Source organism: Pseudomonas sp. W2-17, from assembly GCF_041060445.1.
Taxonomy (GTDB): domain Bacteria; phylum Pseudomonadota; class Gammaproteobacteria; order Pseudomonadales; family Pseudomonadaceae; genus Aquipseudomonas.
The window spans coordinates 350,099-369,119 of record NZ_JAUFNS010000002.1 but is presented as its reverse complement, the minus strand read 5'-3'; the positions used below and the strand labels follow the sequence as shown (position 1 = coordinate 369,119).

Below are 19,021 nucleotides of genomic sequence, written 5' to 3'. Positions count from 1 at the left end.
GGACCGGCTTCAGCCGGGAAGAGGCCGGTGTGAACGACATCAGTTTTGCGATGTGACACATGACGCATTCCCGGCTAAAGCCGGTCCCACAAAGAGTTCACGCCAACCCGCGAGAACTTACTTATGCCCGTTCTCCCAACCCCCACCCAGCGCCAGGAACAGGTCGATCTGACCCATCGCCACCTGGGTGTTCGCCGCCGCCAGTTGCGCGGTGACGTCGGTGTAGGTGCGGGTGGCTTGCAGGTCGGCGAGGAAGGATTCGCGGCCGGCGAGGAAGAACCGGTGGGTCTGGTCCGCCGCTTGTCGCGCAGACTCCTCGGTTTCCACCAGCGCATCCCGGCGTTCCAGCAGGGCGGTGTACTGCGACAGCCCGGTCTGGGCTTCGCGGATGGCGTTGAGCACCACGCCGTCAAAATGCGCCAGCGCCGCCTGATTTGACGCTTCGGCGATGTGAATCCGCGCCCGGGCGCCATTGGACGGAATGGTCCAATTGATCACCCCGCCGAAGCCCCAACGATTGGTCGACGGATCGCCCAGTTCATCGAGAATCCCCACAGTGCCCACCGTTGCGCCGATGCTGATATCGGGATACAGCTCGCCCGTCGCCACACCAATGGCCGCCGTTGACATCGCCAGTCGGCGTTCCGCCTGACGCACATCGGGACGGCGCTTGAGCAGCGCGGCACCATCGCCCACTGGCATGACCTGGGCAATGTGCGGCAGCTCGGCGCATTCCGCCACCCCTTGGGGCAGCTGATTCAGCGGACGGGCGAGGAGCATCGACAGGCGATACAACGCCGACTTCTGCGCCGCTTCGTAACGCGGCAAATCGGCACGCAGCGAGCGGAACTGGGTCTGCGAGCGCGTCACCTGGGTTTCATCGCCACGGCCGGCGTCGCGCAGGCGTTGGGTCAGGCTCAGGCTCTGCTTCTGCAGGTCAAGGGAGTGCAGGGCGATGTTGCGTTCCTCGTTGGCGGCACACACCTGGGTGTAGGCGCGAACCACGTCGGCCACCAGCGTGATGCGTGCCGTGTCGGCCGCCGCCTGGGTCGCGTCGGCGTTGGCCTGGGCCGCTTCGATACCGCGCTGCAACACGCCGAACAGGTCGAACTGATACGAGGTGGTCAACCCGACATCGCCGACGTTGGCCACCGGTACTTTCTCCGGCTGCAGGTAGGCCTGACCGGATTCCTGCAAGCGCTGCGCCCCGGCTTTGGCCGTGCCGCTCCAGCCGCCCGCCGCATCCGCCTCGCTCATCTGAAAGCGCGCCCGTTGCAGGTTCGCCGCTGCGACGCGCAGGTCGGTGCTCGACACCAGCGCCTGACCCACCAGCTCATCGAGTTTCGGATCGTGATACAGGCGCCACCAGTCAGCCGGTACCGGCGCCGACACCACGTTGGTCGACGAACCGGCCAGCTCGCCTTGCAAATCGGGGCGATTCACGGCGGCTTTATCGGGCAGCGTGTAATCCGGGCCGACCACCGTGCAAGCCGACAGCAGCAAGCCCATGCCCACGGTCAGCAGGCGTGCGCGGTGTTTCATTTCGGCGCTCCTGGCTGGACAGGTTGGTCATTTCCCTTAGCATCTGCGCGGGCGTCATCGATGATCGACACCGTCGCCGTGCGCCCGGCAATCATGCGGAAGTCCGCCGGTACTTCATCAAAGGCGATGCGCACCGGAATCCGCTGGGCCAGACGCACCCAGCTGAAGGCCGGATTGACGTTGGGCAGCAGGTTCGAGCCGCTGCTGCGGTCGCGGTCTTCGATGGCCGCGACGATGCTCACCACATGGCCACGCAGGCGGGCGTTGTCGCCGATCACGCGGATGTCCACGCCGGAGCCGATGTGAATCCCGTCCAGCTTGGTTTCTTCAAAGTAGCCGTCGATGTGGAACGAGTTGCTGTCCACCACCGACAGCACCGGGTGCCCGGCGCTGACGAATTCGCGGTCGCGGGGTGCGCGGTCGTTGAGGTAGCCGTCCACCGGGCTGCGGATCACTGAGCGGTCCAGGTTCAGTTGCGCCGAGTCGACCGCGACCTGCGCTTCATTCAAGGCCGACAACGCGCGGGCTTCCTTGGACTGGCTTTCTTCCAGCTGCTCGCGGGCGACCAGATTGCCGAGGCTGCGGTTGCGACGGTTCTCGCGCTGGGCCTGCTCCCAGGTCTCCTTGCGCTCGGCGACCGTGGCCTGGGCCTGGCGCAAGGCGAGGCGGAAGCGGTCCTGGTCGATGGTGAACAGCAACTGGCCTTTTTTGACCAGTTGGTTGTCGCTCACTGCGACCTTCTCGATCAGCCCCGAAACGTCCGGCGCGATCTGGATCACGTCGGCGCGGATGTGCCCGTCGCGGGTCCACGGGGCGTACATGTAATACATCACCATGCGCCAGACGACGATTGCGGCGAGGGTGACAACCAGCAGGGTCAGGACCACGCGGCCCAGCGTCAGAAGAGGTCTTTTCATTTCATCAGGTATCGACTTAGGGTATCCACAACGCCGAGCAGCAGAGCGTATAGACCGACGTTGAACAAAGCCCGGTGCCAGACCAGGCGGTAGAGGCGGGCGCGCGTCAACACGGCGTGCACCACCAGAAAAATCAGGTAAGCGATGCCCATCAGCACCAGAAAGGTCGGCAGGAAAATCCCGCTGATGTCCACGTCACCGATCATAACGGCGCTCCATCGATGCCATAGGGCGGTTGTTCTTCCTGCTCGGCGAGCACATCGACGATCTCCACACCGGGTAGCAGCGCCAGGCGCAATCCACTGAGGGCGTGCAGCAGATTCAGCCGCGCGCTGTTATCGCCATTGCCGTCGCCCTCGTCGTTAAACGTCAGCGCGCGGCGGGCGCGGTCCATGGTCATCAACAGACCTTTAGGCGCGGGCAAACGCTCCCGGGCTTTCAGGCAGGCGCGGAAATGCGCGCCGACTTCGGTGGCGACCTGGCGCAATAGTTGGCGCGGCGCCGGGTCGACCCGCGGCATGTACGCCAGCAGGTCGAGCATGTTGAGGGCGACGCGCGCCTCGCGCAGTGCACTGGTGGAATCCTGCGCGGTGATCGCCAGACGCGGCAGGTGCTGCATCAGCCGGTCGAGCATGCGCACGCCCATTTGCCGGTGCTCGGCCAAGGTGGCCTCTTCGCTGAGGGAGACGATGTCGCGCCAACTGAAGCGGGTCATGCGCTTGGCCGCCACTTCGGTGCCGAACGGCCTGACGATCAGCGTCCAGACGAAGGCGAACGCCAGACCCGCCGGCCCGGCGAGGTTGGAATTGACGAAGTTGACGAAGTCGGCGTCGTAGGCGCTTTGAATGCTGATAAAGGACGAGGTATTGACGATGGTCAGCAGCGTGCCGAGGTAGAACTTCGGTTGCACGGTCAGGGTGCCAACGCAGATAAACGGCACCGAAAACGCCAGTACCAGCATCGGGAAGTCGTGCAGGTTGGGCAGCACCACGAACAGATAGAGGCTGGCGAAGATCACCGACATCATGGTCCAGAAGAAGAAGCGGTAGATCTGCGGCGCCGGGTCGTCCATCGCCGCGAAAAAGCTGCACGACACGGCCGCCAGCGCCACCGCGCTCGCGCCGTCCTGCCAGCCCAGCAAAATCCACAGCGTCGACGCGACAATGATGGCGCTGACCGAGGTCGCCACCGAATACAGCATCATTCCGCGATCGAGAAACGGCGACAGTCGCCCCAGCCGCCAATGGCGGTACACCGCGCGCCACGCCGAGTGATCGTCGGTCTCGATGGCGTGTTGCAGGCTGCGGCAGTCCTGCCACAGATCGATCCATTCGCGCAGCCGATACAGCGCGTTCGACAGCAGCAGCTGCCGGCGATCATCGATCTGCGCGGGTGTCGGTTGCAGACGGTCGAGTTCGGCGTGCAGCGCTTTCCAGTACTTGATCGGCGCGCCCTCGGCGGTCTGCTCGACCCAGTCGCGGGACTCGATCAACAGCGGCGCGAGGTCGGCGACGTGCTCGGGCGAACGCCGCTCCAGCGCCCAGAGTGCATCGTCCAGCGCATCGATGACCGGTAGCAGGTGAATCATCCGGCCGCGCAGTTCCTTGGCATTGCGCACGGTCTGGCGATGGGCGCCTTCGTGGGGCAACTGGCCGATCATCAGCTCCAGGCTGTTGAAGGTGCCGACCATGGCCGTGCGCAGGCCGCCGACCGCTTCCGGCGTGGCGCTGCGGGAGAGGAACAGGTCGCTGTAGGCCGAGGCGTCCTTGAACCACTTGCCCATGGCATCGACCAGCACCGGCGCCAGCCGACGCGGCCAGAACATCGCACCGATCACGGCGGCGCAGACGATGCCGAGGAAGATCTCCTCGGTACGCGAGACGGCGATGTCGAACACCGCCTGGGGGTTGTCGACCACGGGAAAGGAAATCAACGGCATGGTGTAGCCGGCCAGCATCAGCGCGTAGCTGTTGGCGGTGCGCAAATGCAGGGACAGAAACAGCAGGGTGCCGGTCCACAACGCAATGACCACCGCCAGCAAAAACGGCGTCTGCACGAACATCGGCACCAGCACCACCGACGCGGCGGCGCCAAGCAGCGTGCCGGCGGCGCGATACAGCGCCTTGGAACTGGTCGGCGCCACGAACGGGCTGGAGACGATGTACACCGTCGCCATCGCCCAGTAGGGGCGGGGCAGTTCCATCATCAGCGCGATGTACAGCGCCAGCATCGAAGCGGCGAACGTGCGCACGCCATAGAACCAGTCGCGGCCCGGCGGTACACCGTCGAAAAAGCCTTTGAACAGGCCGCTCAAGATGACGACTCCGGCGCCATCGGCGTCGCTTCGGCGATGGCGTTGAACACGCGCAACGTCGCTTCCAGATCCGCCGGGTCGACGTGGCTGAAGATGTCACGGCGCAGGCGAATCAGCTCCTCCTCGATGGCGTCGGCCAGCGCGCGGCCCTCGTCGGTCAGGCTCAAGGCCTTGGCGCGGCGGTCAGTGGGGTCCTCGGTGCGCTGAACCAGCCCGGCTTTGCACAGCTGATCGAGCAGGCGCACCAGTGACGGGCTTTCCAGCCCGCAGGCCTGGGCCACCGTCACTTGGCGCACGCCCTCACCCAGGCGCGCGATCATCAGCAACGGGCCCGCGCAGGCTTCGCTCACGCCGACGTTCATCAACGTGGTCTGGCAGACGCGGCGCCACTGCCGGGAGGCCGCGACGACGCCGCCGGTGATGCGCATTTGCAGGGTGTCAGAGTTCATGAAAAGGCCATTGGGGCGGTGTGGGTTTGGTTAGGAACTGAATGATTAGGCGCTGCATTATTAGGTTGCTAACTAATAATATCTTGTTACACCCTGGTCTCGTCAAATGGAATGTTGGCAGGCGTCCCCGGCGGATTGTCGCAGGCGGGTTTGTCCGGATCTTCAGCTGAGCGGGAGGGGGCGCGCCAGTCGTTCAGGACCATGGAGCACGACGGAAGAGGGCACGGGCGAAGGAATTTCCCGTACCGTCCGTCGGGCGAGTGCTCGCCGGCTGAACTATTTTTTTGAGGGCCGTCTAAGCGCTCTCCAAAAAAATGGCGCCAAATAATTAGCCTTCATCCCCCGGTTTACGCTGGCTGGGCAAATCAGAAAGGTCATGGGCCACTTTTACTCAGTGATAGCATTGTGCTGGCCTTATACGCCACTCCAGGCGGCTCGGCGGTTTCTTGACTCCGGGGACGACTAAAGATCAAACGGTTCAGCCGATAGCAAAGGTGACGGGAACGGCAGTGACAAGCCTGTTCCAGACACCTTCTTTGCTGTGCGCATCGCGCACCATGAGTGCACCATGATTGATCTCGCCATCTGGAATCTTTCTGTACCGGTCGGTATCCCCGCCGCCACCATCGACACGCCAAAGCTGGTGGCCGGCTACAAGGATGGTTACTTCCGTTCAGGGGACACTTTGTTCTTCTGGGCACCGGTGACCGGGTCAAGGACTGACAACGCGATCTATCCCCGTACCGAATTGCGTGAGACCTACGCCAACGGTGCGGTGCACAACTGGGTTTACTCCCAGGCGGACAATTTCCTGCGCGCGGCGCTGACCGTGGACCAGGTGCCATCGACGGGCAAGATCGTCATCGGCCAGATCCACTGCTATGGCAGCACCGAGCCGCTGATCAAGCTCGAGTATCAGTACAAGGAAAAACTCAAGAGCGGCAACATCGTCGTCAAGTTTCGCCTGACGCCGACCTCCGAGCCCGAAGTGATCCAGGTCGCGACCGGCGTACTGCTCAAGGAGCGCTTCACGTACACCATCCACCTGACCGCCGCCGGCAACCTCACAGTCAACGCCCACGAGATGCAATGGGGCACCAAGCTCGACCCGTCGTGGAGCGGCAAGCCGCTGTACTTCAAGGCCGGCGTGTACACCCAGGACAACACCGGGTACGCCACCGAAGGCGGGGCGGCGACGTTCTATAAATTGCAGGCGACCCACGACAAGAAGGCGTGAGGCTTGGGGCAGACTGCTGTCTCGCCTTAAACACCGTCCTTGTGGGGGTGGTCCCGCAGCGTGACCAAGATCCCGAGTCGATCACCGATCCCGTGGGAGCGAGCTTGCTCGCGAAGACTTAATTCCAACCGCTGAAGATCCAGCGGATGTACTGGCCTCTTCGTGAGCAAGCTCACTCCCACAGGTCCCGCAGCGTGACCAAGGTCCCGAGTCGATCACCGATCCCGTGGGAGCGAGCTTGCTCGCGAAGGCTTAATTCCAACCGCTGAAGATCTAGCGGATGTACTGGCCTCTTCGTGAGCAAGCTCACTCCCACAGGTCCCGCAGCAGGACCAAAATCCCGAGTCGATCACCGATCCCGTGGGAGCGAGCTTGCTCGCGAAGACTTAATTCCAACCGCTGAAGATCTAGCGGATGTACTGGCCTCTTCGTGAGCAAGCTCACTCCCACAGATCCCGGCACATGCCGAATATCTCGGGCAGACCCACGATCCCGTGGGAGCGAGCTTGCTCGCGAAGACTTAATTCCAACCGCTGAAGATCCAGCGGATGTACTGGCCTCTTCGTGAGCAAGCTCACTCCCACAGGTCCCGCAGCATGACCAAGATCCCGAGTCGATCACCGATCCGGTGGGAGCGAGCTTGCTCGCGAAGACTTAATTCCAACCGATGAAGATCCAGCGGATGTACCGGCTCTTCGTGAGTACGCTCACTCCCACAGTCCATCTGTCGGCAGGTAACAGTCGGCCTGCGGGCTAGCGTGGGAAGACCAGCCCGAAACAGATCCGCCCCGGCGCAGGCTGGTTGACCGCCACTTCGCCGCCATGCAGCTGCATGATCGCGGCGACGATCGCCAGGCCCAGTCCATTGGAGTCGGAGCTCTGGTGGCGTGAGGCATCGCCGCGGTAGAAGCGGTCGAACAGTTTGCCCAGCGTCGCGTCGTCCAGCGTCGGGCCTTGGTTCTCCACTTCGATGCGGCAGTGCCTGGCACTTTCAACCACACGAACATCGATGACGCTGCCTTCATCGGCGTAGCGAATCGCGTTCGCCACCAGATTACTCAGCGCCCTGCGCAGCAACAGGGGATCAGCCTCAATCCGAGCGTCGCCTTCGGTGTGCAGGGTGATTTCACGTTCATCCGCCAGCCCTTCGAAATAGCCCGTAACCCGTTGCATCTCGTCCGCCAGGTCCAGCGTCTGGCGATTGAGCGCGGCTTGCGCTTCATCGGCGCGCGCGAGGAACAGGATGCTTTCGACCATCCGCGAGATGCGTTCCAGCTCCTCCAGATTCGAGGCCAGCAGCGCCTGGTATTCATCCTCGGTGCGCGGTTGCCGCAGCGCCACCTGACAATGCCCCATCAGCGAGCCCACTGGCGTGCGGATTTCATGGGCCAGGTCGGCGGAAAACTGCGTCAGCCGCTGATAGCCATCGGCAAGCCGGTCGAGCATCGCGTTGTACGCTTCACCCAGTTGCTGCAGCTCCACCGGCGTGTCGCGGTTGTCCATGCGGCTGTCCAGCTGTGCCGGGGTAATGGCCGCGGCGTGGCTGGCCATCCTGCGCAACGGCCGCAGCCCCCGGCGCAGCAGCACATAACCGAGCAGCGCAGTCAGCACGAATGCCAGCGCGACGGCGAACAGAATGCGGTTACGGAAGCCCGCCAGGGTGGCCATTTCCTTGACCGCGATGTGCGCGGCCGTTAGGTGCACAATCTTGCCGCCGGACACCGCTTCAACCGTCGCCGCGCGCATCGGCACGCCGGAGTCGAGCATGCCGCTGCGCATGTCGGCCACGCTCAGCGGCCTGTTGGCCTGCACCACCGGCATCTCCGGCAGCGGCGCGTGCAGCGGATTGACCATGATCACTGCCGGCTTGCCCGGCTCGGCGATGATGAAAATGTCGTCCTCGCTGTCGAGCATGTTCTCGAACAGCTGCGGGCTGCTTTGCAACGTGGTCAGGGTCAGGTCGTACTGCAGCAGTTTGCGAAAGTGATCCAGCCGCGCCAGCACCGCGTGGTCGCTGCGGGTCATGACCGCGCCCTTCATGGTCTCGTAGAGGTACATGCCGGCGCTGGCGACGGCGAGCATCGCCACCACCGAAAACGCCAGGGTCGCGCGCAGGGTCAGGGATGGCTGGCGTCGGGCTCGCATGGCCGCACCTCGCAGACGTAACCGATGCCGCGCACGGTGTGGATAAGTTTGATCGGGTAGGGCGTGTCGACCTTGCTGCGCAGGCGCTTGATTGCCACGTCGACGACGTTGGTGTCGCTGTCGAAATTCATGTCCCAGACTTCCGAAGCGATCTGCGCCCTCGACAACACGTCGCCCTCGCGACGCAGAAACAGATGCAGCAGCGCGAATTCCTTGTTGGTCAGGGTGATGACCTGTTGCTGGCGGGTGACTCGACGGCGCAGCAGGTCCAGTTCCAGGTCGGCCAGATGGAAATGATCAGCCTCGCGCACCACACCGCGACGCAGAATGGTGCGGATGCGCAGGAGCAATTCGGTGAAGGAAAACGGCTTGACCAAATAATCGTCGGCGCCCAGTTCGAGGCCCCGAATGCGGTCCTGCAATTGATCGCGGGCGGTGAGAAACAGCACCGGCACATCCTGTTTCGCCCGCAGGATTTCGATGATCTGCCAGCCGTCGATGCCCGGCAGCATGACGTCGAGCACCAGCAAGTCGTAGCTGTGCTCCAGGGCCATGTGCAGGCCGTCGGTGCCGTGCTGGGTCCAGTCGACGTTGTACCCGGACTCGGTAAGACCTTTCTTCAGGTACTCGCCGGTCTTGGTGTCGTCTTCGATAAGCAGAATGTGCATCGTCGGTCAGGCTCGCTTCACGTCATTGGCAGCGTCGCCGGCGTGGGGTGTCGGAGGTTCGTCAGGGTGCTTCATCAGATCGGGGCAGAATGGCGTCAAGGGCTGCAGGCCGCGCCGGATGTGGAGTGTAACCAACTGATGGCGCGCGGTCGGTTACATTTTTGTCATTGATCGGCGCGGGGGCCGACGCACTGATCGGTCCTGTGCTTGAATGACAAAAATGTAATCGGGCGGTCATTGTCGGGTGCCGGTGGCGGGTACAGGATGGCTGTCATGCAACGTCAGTCCCACCAGGTTTCACTCTTGTTCACTGCCCCGAGGAATCCACCGATGAAGATGAAGACAGCTCTGTCCACCACGTTCGGCATGCTCATGCTCAGCGCCGCCGTCATGGCTTCCGCCGCCGGCATGGCTGCCGGTGACATGCCGGTGGTCAAGCCACTGCGCGGCACGGTCGACAGCGTCGACAGCAACACCCTGAATTTCACCACCCGCTCCGGCGCCCATCAGAGCATCGGCCTGACCGACAAGACCGGCATCCGGCTGGTCTCCAAGACTGACATCGAGTCGATCAAAGCGGACAGCTTCATCGGTTCTGCCGCGATCCCCCAGGCCGACGGCACGCTGAAGGCCCTGGAAGTGACCGTGTTCGAACCAAGCCTTAAGGGCAGCGGTGAAGGCCACTACGGTTGGGAAAATGCTGACGGCAGCACCGGCACCATGACCAACGGCACCGTCGGCAAGTTGAGCAAGGCCAACGGCCGTACCCTGAGCGTCGGCTACAAAGGCGGCGAGAAGCAGCTGGTCGTGCCGGAAGACGTGCCAATTGCCTATGTGCAGCCGGGCAAGGTCGATGCGCTGGTCAAGGGCGCGAAAATCGTCGTGTTCCCGGGCGAAGACGGCAAGACCGCACGCGGTGTCGCGGTCGGCAAAGACGGCTTCCAGCCGCCGATGTAAGCGGGTTGCGGCGTCTCACGGCGCCGCTTTCACCGAATCCGTGATGAGTCTCGCACCATGAAAAAAACCAGAATTCATCCATGGCCCATCCGCCTGACGCACTGGATCAATGCCTTCGGCATGGTCTGCATGTTCATGAGCGGGTGGGGCATCTATAACGCGTCGCCGCTGTTCAGCTTCTCCTTCCCCCGGGATTTCACCGTGGGTGGCTGGCTGGGCGGCGCGCTGGCGTGGCACTTCGCTGTGATGTGGCTGTTGGTGATCAACGGCCTCATCTACGTGCTGTATGGCCTGTTCACTCGGCATTTCAAACGCGACTTTCTGCCGGTTACCCCCACGGCGGTCAAGCGCGACATGCTTGACGCGCTGCGCTTTCGTCTCAAGCACGAGAAGGGCGTCTACAACGCCGTGCAGCGCCTGATGTATTGGCTGGTGCTGGCCGCAGGCGTGTTGATCGTGCTCACGGGGCTGGCGATCTGGAAGCCGATTCAGCTGCAGGAATTGACCGCCGTGTTCGGCGGCTATGACTTCGCCCGGTACGTGCATTTTGCGGCGATGGCGTTCATTGGCGCGTTCGTGGTGGTGCACCTGGCCCTGGTGCTGATGGTGCCGAAAACCCTGTTGCCGATGATCACCGGCGGCACGCGTGGGATTGAGAGCGGGAAGGTCGAGCATGATTGAGCCTAAAAAACGCGCCATTGCGCGCATCAAACTGGAGCCGGCCCAGCAGATCCAGCTTGAGAGCCTTCAGCGTCGGCATTTCCTCAAGGGCGGCCTGACCGTGGGCGCGATGGCGATGCTCACCGGTTGCAACCTGCAGGACGGCGATCAGGTGGATAAGGTGCTGTGGAGCATGTCGCGCTGGAACGATCGGGTTCAGGCCTGGCTGTTCAGCGGGCAGAAGCTGGCGCCGACGTTCAGCAAGGATCAGGTCCGCACTCCGTTTCCGTTCAATGCGTTTTACAGCGAGGATGATATTCCCGAGCTGGACACGGCGGACTGGAAGCTGGGTGTGTCGGGTCTGGTGCGGGACAAGGCGCCGTGGACGCTGGAGGGGTTGCGCAAGTTGCCGCAGCGCAGCGATATCACGCGGTTGATCTGCGTGGAGGGCTGGAGCGCGATCGGGCAGTGGGACGGTGTGCCGTTGCGTACGTTCCTGGAGCATGTGGGGGCGGATACGACGGCTAAGTTTGTCGGGTTCAAGTGCGCGGATCGGTATTACTCGAGTCTGGACATGCCGACGGCGTTGCATCCGCAGACGTTGCTGGCGCTGGATTTTGCCGAGGTGGCGCTGCCGCCGGAGTACGGTTATCCGTTGCGGGTGAGGGTGCCAACGAAGCTGGGCTTCAAGAATCCGAAGCATATCGTTGAGATTGTGGTGAGTAATGATTATCCCGGGGGGTATTGGGAAGATCAGGGGTACAACTGGTTTAGCGGGATTTGAGCCTGCGCTTTTCAGGATCAAGGTCACAAGCGTCGGCCTAACGGCCTCGGGTTTCGCCTTCGGCGAGTTACTTGGAAAAGCACCCCAAGTAACCAAGGGTGCTTGCTCCTGGTTTGGCCCGACTTCGTCGGGTTCCCTCACTCCGACGACGCTCCGTGGGCCCGCGCCGAACGGACATCCATGTCCTGACGGCGCTCTCGCCGCATCCATGCGGCTCGGCCCACTGCGCGTCGTCTACGTTCGGCCTGCACCCAAGTCTCGATTGGCGGCGTCTAGGCTTTCTGTGTATGAAGATCAAGATCAATATCAATAGCAGATCAAGAGCTTCCCGGCTGAAGCCGGGAAGCGTTTTAGCACGAATAGGACAGGTTCAAGTTTTTACTAAATACTTTGTAGCGCTGACTAACAATTTTCAGTTATTTCCGGCTCGCCAGGTCCGCGCCACGCTATTTTTCGGTATGGCCCAGTCAACAGGTGGTTATCTCTTAGGAATTCAAATACGTCGGCAGGACACCAATCCGGGCCAGCGGAAAAGCACACTCCTTCATCTCGTAGTTTTTCAAAAACCTTTATTTTAGCGCTTTGATTTGGGGTCGTTAAAGACAGCGCTCTCTGTCCCTTATCAGGCGCGGGGGAGAAACCCAATGCTTCGAGTAGGCCAATCACACTCTCATCTATGACTTTCACCACAACTTCTGATAGCGCGCCTTCCGCAACGTAGGCCTTAGTAGTGTGTTTGACAGAGTTCATTTCACAATCACCGTGCTAATAGTTTTAACATTTATAGAATCAATCGTCGGAATTGAATTGATAACCATCTCGGGCCCGCCCCCCGGAAGATGCTTACCTGCTCCTAAAAAGTATTCATTTCCTTGTAGAGGGCTGTGCGGAAGCATTTCTCTAATACCGTCTACTTGGCGCACCTTGAACCCATCAGCCATGGAACCCGGCTGCAAGCCCATCGCCTGCTCTAACTGTGTTGCTTGTGATTTAGTTATCACTGTTTCACCTCCTATATTTAGAGGCCCCGTGATGCTGGAAATCGCTTCTCTATCAGAGATATAAGTTCCGTTACGGCCTATTGTTGGGTATTCATCCCAGCCTATGGGGCTCACGTTGAAACCTTGATTGTTTTCAAGCATGGCGAGTTGGCGTTTGCGTGCAGCTTCGACGGAGTCGATATAGCCGACGGATTCCTCTCTTTTATCCTGTGGTGTGCGCAACGGCTGTGGTTCCGGCTCAGCACGTGTCAACGGTACTGGGTCCTTAATTTGTAGCTCTGGCTGAGACAGAAGCTTCTGCTCATTTTTTGCCAGCCAGCTTGCGAACTCTTTGTTAGTGATCTCCGCTTGAAGCTTGGCACTGCGAGCTGCAATGCTATCCAGGCTACCTATGACTCCAGACCGCAGCTGCCCCCGGGTTAGATAGGTCACGATCGCCATCAGCAATAGCATCACCAATTTCTCTTGGCCACTTGCCAATTGGCGCGCGGCTCTTTCAGTCCGCTCCTGAATCATCGCCGCAGAACCACCGCTGGGGTCCAGACCTGGCGATATCAAACCCTCTTCGGCTTGCCAAGCGGTGGTGAGGCCTTCTGAAATTGTTGCTAGGCATGGTCCTAGATTGTCGGAAAAGTAACCCGCAACCGAATACAGACCCAATGCTGCGAGAATCAAATTGCCTACCTGCAATCCTATACCACCACCTATGGCCGCGCCCGGTAACGCTCCCGCCCCAAATGCTAATGAACCCAGCACACCTCCCACGGCTGCACCAATCATCACGCTGCCTCCGACAATCATCACCACTTCCTGCACCAGCTTCAGTAGGACTGGTAGAATCTCGGCGATGTCGATGGAAGACCACTTCCGTGTCAAGTCCATACAAATGATTGGATAGGAAAGATTCATTGCTTGGCGAACATGATCTATTTGGTTGCCGCCTACGTAGCCATATCCCTGGATCGCACGGTTTGTGACATTCCGGGTAAAGCCGTGCCAACCATCATCGGCCGCCTGTATACCGCGATGAACAGCCTGATTCAGGTAACTCAGTTGCTGATCGAGGTTTCGCTCTATGTCATCCCAGCCGGGAACATCTGTTAGAAAATCCATTTACATACTGACCTAGGTGAGTTTTTCGTAAGTATGGTACAACCTCGACACAAAAAAATCTTTGAGTAAGTGTTCGGCAATGCCGTTTTTTCGCGCTGTGGGACGTTATCTGATCTGCCTCAGATCCAGCGATTGAAGTTGTTTGCGCAGGGTTTGTAGGGAGCATAAAGGTTGCTCAAAATCAGCACGTCAATGCGTTTAATGGGGGCTTGTTTATAAAGGGGAATGACTTGTTTACGGCGTTTCTCTATAGATTAAACAGACCCAAGGTGCCACTGAATGCACGCGGTGTCCTGTAGGACCGGCTTCAGCCGGGAAGCCCTTGATCTGCTCTTGATGTTGATCTTGATCTTCATACGCAAAAGGCTCAAACACCGCCAAACGCGACTTGGGTGCAGGCTGAACGCAGGTTTCGCGGAGTGGGCCGAGCCGCATGGATGCGGCGAGAGCGCCGTCAGGGCATGGATGCCCGTTCGGCGCGGGCCCACGGAGCGGGACCGGAGTGAAGGAACCCCGACGAAGGAGGGGCCAAACCAGGAGCAGGGCCTTTTTGGTTACTTTTTCGGCTGTTGGAAAAAGTGACCCGCCGTAAGGGCGGAACCATAATTCCAGCCCACACAAATGATGGATAGAGCTCCAATCGAACAAACGGCGTGCCCATAAAAAAAGCCCGCCTGCCAATCTCTCGGCAAGCGGGCTCTTGAGCACCTGAGGAATCAGTTCAGACCCAATTTCCCGCGCATCTGCGACAGATCTTCAGCCAACGTATTGACCGGACCCGCCAGCGCCTTGCGGTCCTGCTCCTTCACCTTATCGTACGTCTCGTAGCCGCCGTCCTTGGTCTTGTACTTCGCCAGGATCTTATCCACGGTCGCAAAGTTCTTCTCGACCTTCGCCACGAACGCCTTGTCCGACTGCTCCAGCTGTGGCTTGAACAGATCAACGATCTTCTTCGAACCGTCAACGTTGCCCTGGAAGTCATACAGATCGGTGTGGCTGTAACGATCTTCCTCGCCCGACAGCTTCGTCGCCGCCACTTCTTCCATCAGCGCAGCAGCACCGCCTACGACTTTCTCTGGCGGGAAGGTGATGCCGGCGATGCGCGACTGCAGCTCTTTCACGTCAGCCAACAACTTGTCCGCGAACACGCCCTGATCCTTGGTGGTGTTCTGCGAGAACAACGCATATTCCAGACGGTGGAAACCGGTGAAATCGTCGGCCTTCACGCCGTTTTCGTGATCGTCTTCGCGGGAGTCGATCGACGCGTCCAGGTCGCTGAACAGTTCGGCGATCGGCTCGATCGATTCATAGGACAGACGCGTGGTCGGGAACAGCTTTTTCGCCGTCGCCAGGTCGCCCTTCTTGATCGCGTCGGTGAACTTCTGTGTGTCGGCGGCCAGGGTGTCGACGTTTTCGGTCACGTAGATCTTGTAATCCGAAACCGGCGTGACCAGATCCAGCGGCGCGGTGGCGGCGAACGCGGACATCGATGTCTGCAACACGCCAAAGGTCAGCAACAAAGCGAGGGGCGACTTTTTCATAGAGCTCTTCCTGTGAGGTAAGGGTTGTCAGGCAGTTTTTGTTGTGTGGGCAGAGGCGGCCAGCAAGGACCGGCCAATGAAATCGTTGCTGTCGACCACGCCCGGCAGGGTGAAGAAATACCCGCCGCCCACCGGCTTGAGGTACTCCTCAAGCGGCTCGCCGTTGAGGCGCGTCTGCACGGTAATGAAGCCTTTCTCCAGATCCGCCTGATAGCAGATGAACAGCAGACCCATGTCCAGCTGACCGTTCTTGTTCACGCCGTTCGAGTAGTTGAACGGGCGGCGCAGGATCAGGTTGCGCTGGGTTTCGGCCGTACGCGGGTTGGCCAGGCGGATGTGGGAGTCCAGCCTGGTGACCTTGCCCTCGGGGTCATTCTGGAAATTCGGAATGTCGGTTTCGGTCTTGCCATGCATCGGCGCGCCAGTGGTTTTGATCCGGCCAATGATCGATTCCTGCTCCTGCAGCGGGGTACGGTCCCAGCGCTCGACGAAGTTGCGGATGATCCGCACCGCCTGATAGCTGCCGTTGGCGGCCCAGGCCGGTTCGTCGCTGCCCGGTTGCACCCAGACCAGCTCGTTCATGGTCTTCTGGTTGTTCGAATCCGGGTTGGCCGAGCCGTCGCGGAAACCCAGGAAGTTGCGCGCGCTTTCCGGCGGCTGGCCCGGTTTCAGCGGAGCCTGGGCGGGCACGGTGCCTTCCTGTTTCCAGCGCACCAGCAGCAGGTCCGGCAGGTTTTTCACGATGTCGCGCAGGGCGTGAATGTTGCTGTCCGGGGCGTTCGAGCAGAACTGAATGCTCAAATCGCCGTGGCAGCAATCGGCTTCCAGCGCGTCGTTGGGGAAACCGACCATGCGCTGCAGGCGCTTGGGCTTGACGGGTTCGAGGCCGAAGCGGTCGTCGAACAGCGAGTCACCCACCGACACGGTAATGGTCAGGTTGTCCGGCGTGACCACCGGGCCGAGGATGCCGGAATCCAGTGGCGGCAGTTTCGGGTCGACCTGGGGCACGGGGCCGCCGGTCATCAGGAATGCGATGCGCTCGTTCAAGGTGCGGAACATGCGCTCCAGGTCTTCGCGGTCCTGGGCCAGCACGTCAAACGAAACCATCATCCCGGCGGTCGGGCGCGGGGTGACAATGCCGCTCTGGTGCGTGCCGTGGAACGCGTTGTGGTCCTGGGTTTTTTCGCTTTTCGGTGCTTCGGTGACCTGCGCCGGCGCGGTGGCGGCGAACGCGTTCCCGGTCAGGCTGGCACCGGCCACCGCTGCGCCTGCAGCGCCAAGGCCCAGCAGGACGCGGCGACGGTCAGTGGAGATCGGCGCGTTTTTTGAATCGGAGTCTTTCATGTGAATGCTGTCTTCGCTCTGGTTTCAGGGCCGGGCGGGTGCATGGGGCACCCGCCTGGGCACGCTCACAGGCCTGAGAGGCCGAGGGCCGGATCGATTCCATCGAGTGCGTCGGCCAGTGCCTTGGCCTTGTCTGCTACTTGTTTTCGTTGTTCGGTGCTGACCTGGTCGTACGGCTTGAAGCCGTCGGCGGTCTTGAGCATCAGCAACTGGTCATCTAGGGCGGTGCTCGCGGTGTCGATCTTTTTCAGCACGTCGCCGGAGGACTTGGCCAGCAGCGGACGCAGCAGGTCGATAACCTTGCGCGTGCCTTCCAGGTTGGCGGCAAAGCCGTTCACGTCGAGGTGGCTGTAGCGTTCTTCTTCACCGTTGCTGCGCACTTCGGCGATGCTGCGCATGTTGCGCACGACCATGCTTGCGAGCTGTTCCGGCGCAATGCTCTGGGCCAGCAATTGCTGTTTCAGGCTGGCGATGTCGGTTTGCAGCTTCTGCACAACCGGCGTCAGGCCATCGACGGATTTCTGCGAGAACAGGCCGAATTCCAGTCGATGGAAGCCGCCGAAGCCCGGGTCCTGTTCGCGTTTTTCGTAGTAATCAGCGCGGGCGTTGATCGCGTTGTCCAGCTCGGACAGGCGCTGGGCCGCAGGAGCGATGCGCTGATAGGCAGCACGGGCCGGCGCGTAGGCTTTCTGCGCCTGGACCAGATCGCCGCTGTCGATGGCTTGTTGCAGATCATTGACCGCGCGGATCAGCGCGCTGCTCTGGGTGCTCAGGTAGACGCGGTATTCGGACAGCGGGCCAATGAAGGCGACCATGGACGGACGCGCTTTGGCAGCGGCATCCGATTCAGCGGTCGGCGTCACGTGCAGGGTGCCGCGCGGGTTGCTCAGCAGGCCGCAGGTGATGGCGTAGTCGCCCGGCTGCAGGTTGGCGTTGATGATCTGGCTCAGGCCCGGAACGATGTTTTCCCGCTCTTCCACCACGAACACGCCGTCGAGGATTTCCCACTCCACGGCGCGATCCGAAGCGTTGACGATGCGGAAAGCGTTCTTGCCAGCCGGCACGGTGATCGAATTCGGCTCGCAGCTTTTGGCGTTGATGGTCACGACGGTTTCATTGCCGCTGTTGGCGATGCGCTTTTGCTGCGCGGCCTGGGAGGCGAAATAAAACATGGCGCCGGCGGCGATCATCAAAATCACCGAGCCTGCAACGGCGAACTGCAAGGCGCGAGGGGGCTTGGCTTTCTTGGGAGGAAGGCCGTTGGCAGTGGAGTTCATGGGAGCCCTTATTTGTTCGTAACTGAATGCGTAACGGAAGAAGTGTGACCGTGTTCATGGGCCGGGCGGGTGGGCAGACTCACCACCCGCGCCTGGGGCTTGAAGAACAGGAACAGCGCAAAGACCAGGTACGCCAGGTACGCCACAAGGACGCTGACGGTTGGCGCATCCTGATAACCGAACATGCCGGCCAGCACCGAGCCGGTCGGGCCGTCCATCGGCAGGATCGCGCTGATGTCGAAGACCACGTCCTGGACGTGGTTCCAGACCCCGGCTTCGTGCAGCGAACGCACGGAGTTGGCCAGAATGCCCGCCGCCACGACGAGGATGAACAGGCCGGTGTAGCGGAAGAACTTGCTCAGGTTCAGGCGCATGCTGCCTTTGTAGATGGCGACGCCGATGCACACGGCGATGATCAGGCCGAACAGCGCACCCAGCGGGCCGGACACGCCTTCGCTCTGCTGGAACACGGCGAGCAGGAAGAACACGGTTTCGAGGCTTTCACGGGCGACGGCGAAGAACACCATGCCGATCAGTGCGTAGGTCTGGTTTCTCGACCCGGCCAGAGCGGCGTCCAGGGACTGGTGCAGGTCATGTTTGACCGAGCGCGCGACTTTGCGCATCCACACGACCATCGAGCTGAGGATCACCACGGCGACGAGGCCGACGATGCCTTCGAACAGTTCCTGCTGCTTTTGCGGGAACTCAGCGCTGACCATCTCCAGACCACCGCCGACGAACAGCGCCAGGGCGACCGCCAGAAACACGCCGATCCACACCGCAGGCATCCACTCGCCACGGCCGGTCTGTCTCAGGTAACTGGCAATGATGCCAACGATAAGCGCGGCTTCAATCCCTTCGCGCAGCATGATCAAAAAAGGAACGAGCATTTATCACCGGTGCATATCTGTTAGGGTGTGCGACGTGAATGCGTCGGGTAGCCATTCGCATTCCGCCACTGTGTAACATAATGATACTCATTATTGAATGGGCGCACTGGTTTTTTTGCAAAACCCTGCTTGGTATGCAGGTGTTCAGGTGCCATTCAGGCAGTGGGGGCGCTGGACGCTTC

At 61.0% G+C, this 19,021-nt stretch carries 17 protein-coding genes; 5 read left to right on the top strand and 12 right to left on the bottom strand.

Features of this window, described 5'->3' with window-relative positions:
- Positions 1 to 117: 117 nt before the first annotated feature.
- Genes QWI20_RS04000 through QWI20_RS03980 form a run of 5 tightly spaced genes read right to left on the bottom strand, consistent with a single transcriptional unit; the run spans position 118 to position 5,222 of the window.
- Positions 118 to 1,542 (bottom strand): efflux transporter outer membrane subunit, encoded by a 1,425-nt coding sequence (locus QWI20_RS04000; RefSeq protein WP_369304277.1) that lies wholly within the window; start codon positions 1,540 to 1,542, stop codon positions 118 to 120.
- Positions 1,539 to 2,459 carry an efflux RND transporter periplasmic adaptor subunit gene (locus QWI20_RS03995; protein ID WP_369304276.1) on the bottom strand — a complete coding sequence of 307 codons (921 nt, stop codon included), beginning with the start codon at positions 2,457 to 2,459 and terminating at the stop codon, positions 1,539 to 1,541. Before QWI20_RS03995 ends, QWI20_RS04000 begins: the two co-directional genes overlap by 4 nt.
- Positions 2,456 to 2,665: a DUF1656 domain-containing protein gene (locus QWI20_RS03990; protein WP_369304275.1), complete on the bottom strand. Its 210-nt coding sequence runs from the start codon at positions 2,663 to 2,665 to the stop codon at positions 2,456 to 2,458. The genes QWI20_RS03995 and QWI20_RS03990 overlap by 4 nt, the downstream gene beginning before the upstream one ends.
- Positions 2,662 to 4,764 carry an FUSC family protein gene (locus QWI20_RS03985; RefSeq protein ID WP_369304300.1) on the bottom strand — a complete coding sequence of 701 codons (2,103 nt, stop codon included), beginning with the start codon at positions 4,762 to 4,764 and terminating at the stop codon, positions 2,662 to 2,664. The genes QWI20_RS03990 and QWI20_RS03985 overlap by 4 nt, the downstream gene beginning before the upstream one ends.
- A gap of 5 nt (positions 4,765 to 4,769) precedes the next feature.
- Entirely contained in the window at positions 4,770 to 5,222 is a 453-nt protein-coding gene (locus QWI20_RS03980; RefSeq protein WP_369304274.1) for a MarR family winged helix-turn-helix transcriptional regulator, read from the bottom strand.
- Between the two features lie 568 nt (positions 5,223 to 5,790).
- Between QWI20_RS03980 and QWI20_RS03975 the strand changes: the two genes are divergently transcribed.
- Positions 5,791 to 6,459, top strand: coding sequence for a polysaccharide lyase family 7 protein (locus QWI20_RS03975; protein WP_192174238.1), 669 nt, complete (start codon positions 5,791 to 5,793; stop codon positions 6,457 to 6,459).
- Between the two features lie 753 nt (positions 6,460 to 7,212).
- Here the strand turns inward: QWI20_RS03975 and QWI20_RS03970 are convergent.
- The gene (locus tag QWI20_RS03970) at positions 7,213 to 8,604 is read right to left on the bottom strand and encodes a heavy metal sensor histidine kinase (RefSeq protein WP_369304272.1); all 1,392 of its coding nucleotides are present in this window, start codon (positions 8,602 to 8,604) and stop codon (positions 7,213 to 7,215) included.
- On the bottom strand, positions 8,577 to 9,272 hold the full coding sequence (locus QWI20_RS03965; protein WP_369304271.1) for a heavy metal response regulator transcription factor: 696 nt from the start codon (positions 9,270 to 9,272) through the stop codon (positions 8,577 to 8,579). Before QWI20_RS03965 ends, QWI20_RS03970 begins: the two co-directional genes overlap by 28 nt.
- 336 nt (positions 9,273 to 9,608) lie before the next feature.
- Here QWI20_RS03965 and QWI20_RS03960 point away from each other — a divergent pair, with 336 nt between their 5' ends.
- From QWI20_RS03960 to QWI20_RS03945, 4 genes are all read left to right on the top strand, one after another.
- The gene (locus QWI20_RS03960; protein WP_369304299.1) at positions 9,609 to 10,229 is read left to right on the top strand and encodes a hypothetical protein; all 621 of its coding nucleotides are present in this window, start codon (positions 9,609 to 9,611) and stop codon (positions 10,227 to 10,229) included.
- Between the two features lie 57 nt (positions 10,230 to 10,286).
- On the top strand, positions 10,287 to 10,910 hold the full coding sequence (locus QWI20_RS03955) for a cytochrome b/b6 domain-containing protein (protein ID WP_369304270.1): 624 nt from the start codon (positions 10,287 to 10,289) through the stop codon (positions 10,908 to 10,910).
- A complete protein-coding gene (locus QWI20_RS03950) occupies positions 10,903 to 11,673 on the top strand; it encodes a molybdopterin-dependent oxidoreductase (RefSeq protein ID WP_369304269.1) in 771 nt (256 codons plus the stop codon). The genes QWI20_RS03955 and QWI20_RS03950 overlap by 8 nt, the downstream gene beginning before the upstream one ends.
- 287 nt (positions 11,674 to 11,960) lie before the next feature.
- Positions 11,961 to 12,251, top strand: a complete 291-nt coding sequence (locus QWI20_RS03945) for a hypothetical protein (protein WP_369304268.1) — start codon at positions 11,961 to 11,963, stop codon at positions 12,249 to 12,251.
- A gap of 168 nt (positions 12,252 to 12,419) precedes the next feature.
- Here QWI20_RS03945 and QWI20_RS03940 read toward each other — a convergent pair whose 3' ends face one another.
- From QWI20_RS03940 to efeU, 5 genes are all read right to left on the bottom strand, one after another.
- A complete protein-coding gene (locus tag QWI20_RS03940; RefSeq protein WP_369304266.1) occupies positions 12,420 to 13,787 on the bottom strand; it encodes a DUF6861 domain-containing protein in 1,368 nt (455 codons plus the stop codon).
- A 716-nt stretch (positions 13,788 to 14,503) separates the two neighbouring features.
- The gene (efeO, locus tag QWI20_RS03935) at positions 14,504 to 15,328 is read right to left on the bottom strand and encodes an iron uptake system protein EfeO (protein WP_369304265.1); all 825 of its coding nucleotides are present in this window, start codon (positions 15,326 to 15,328) and stop codon (positions 14,504 to 14,506) included.
- 27 nt (positions 15,329 to 15,355) lie between these two features.
- Positions 15,356 to 16,672 (bottom strand): iron uptake transporter deferrochelatase/peroxidase subunit, encoded by a 1,317-nt coding sequence (gene efeB, locus QWI20_RS03930; RefSeq protein ID WP_369304264.1) that lies wholly within the window; start codon positions 16,670 to 16,672, stop codon positions 15,356 to 15,358.
- 65 nt (positions 16,673 to 16,737) lie between these two features.
- Positions 16,738 to 17,949, bottom strand: coding sequence for an iron uptake system protein EfeO (gene efeO / locus QWI20_RS03925; protein ID WP_369304263.1), 1,212 nt, complete (start codon positions 17,947 to 17,949; stop codon positions 16,738 to 16,740).
- A gap of 8 nt (positions 17,950 to 17,957) precedes the next feature.
- A complete protein-coding gene (gene efeU, locus QWI20_RS03920; protein ID WP_369304262.1) occupies positions 17,958 to 18,839 on the bottom strand; it encodes an iron uptake transporter permease EfeU in 882 nt (293 codons plus the stop codon).
- Positions 18,840 to 19,021 lie beyond the last annotated feature (182 nt).

Bases quoted from the DNA above. Each gene is read 5' to 3' on its own strand.
- QWI20_RS04000 (WP_369304277.1), bottom strand. From the start codon at position 1,542: ATGAAACACCGCGCACGCCTGCTGACCGTGGGCATGGGCTTGCTGCTG.
- QWI20_RS03995 (WP_369304276.1), bottom strand. From the start codon at position 2,459: ATGAAAAGACCTCTTCTGACGCTGGGCCGCGTGGTCCTGACCCTGCTG.
- QWI20_RS03990 (WP_369304275.1), bottom strand. From the start codon at position 2,665: ATGATCGGTGACGTGGACATCAGCGGGATTTTCCTGCCGACCTTTCTG.
- QWI20_RS03980 (WP_369304274.1), bottom strand. From the start codon at position 5,222: ATGAACTCTGACACCCTGCAAATGCGCATCACCGGCGGCGTCGTCGCG.
- QWI20_RS03975 (WP_192174238.1), top strand. From the start codon at position 5,791: ATGATTGATCTCGCCATCTGGAATCTTTCTGTACCGGTCGGTATCCCC.
- QWI20_RS03970 (WP_369304272.1), bottom strand. From the start codon at position 8,604: ATGCGAGCCCGACGCCAGCCATCCCTGACCCTGCGCGCGACCCTGGCG.
- QWI20_RS03965 (WP_369304271.1), bottom strand. From the start codon at position 9,272: ATGCACATTCTGCTTATCGAAGACGACACCAAGACCGGCGAGTACCTG.
- QWI20_RS03960 (WP_369304299.1), top strand. From the start codon at position 9,609: ATGAAGACAGCTCTGTCCACCACGTTCGGCATGCTCATGCTCAGCGCC.
- QWI20_RS03955 (WP_369304270.1), top strand. From the start codon at position 10,287: ATGAAAAAAACCAGAATTCATCCATGGCCCATCCGCCTGACGCACTGG.
- QWI20_RS03950 (WP_369304269.1), top strand. From the start codon at position 10,903: ATGATTGAGCCTAAAAAACGCGCCATTGCGCGCATCAAACTGGAGCCG.
- QWI20_RS03945 (WP_369304268.1), top strand. From the start codon at position 11,961: ATGAAGATCAAGATCAATATCAATAGCAGATCAAGAGCTTCCCGGCTG.
- QWI20_RS03940 (WP_369304266.1), bottom strand. From the start codon at position 13,787: ATGGATTTTCTAACAGATGTTCCCGGCTGGGATGACATAGAGCGAAAC.
- efeO (WP_369304265.1), bottom strand. From the start codon at position 15,328: ATGAAAAAGTCGCCCCTCGCTTTGTTGCTGACCTTTGGCGTGTTGCAG.
- efeB (WP_369304264.1), bottom strand. From the start codon at position 16,672: ATGAAAGACTCCGATTCAAAAAACGCGCCGATCTCCACTGACCGTCGC.
- efeO (WP_369304263.1), bottom strand. From the start codon at position 17,949: ATGAACTCCACTGCCAACGGCCTTCCTCCCAAGAAAGCCAAGCCCCCT.
- efeU (WP_369304262.1), bottom strand. From the start codon at position 18,839: ATGCTCGTTCCTTTTTTGATCATGCTGCGCGAAGGGATTGAAGCCGCG.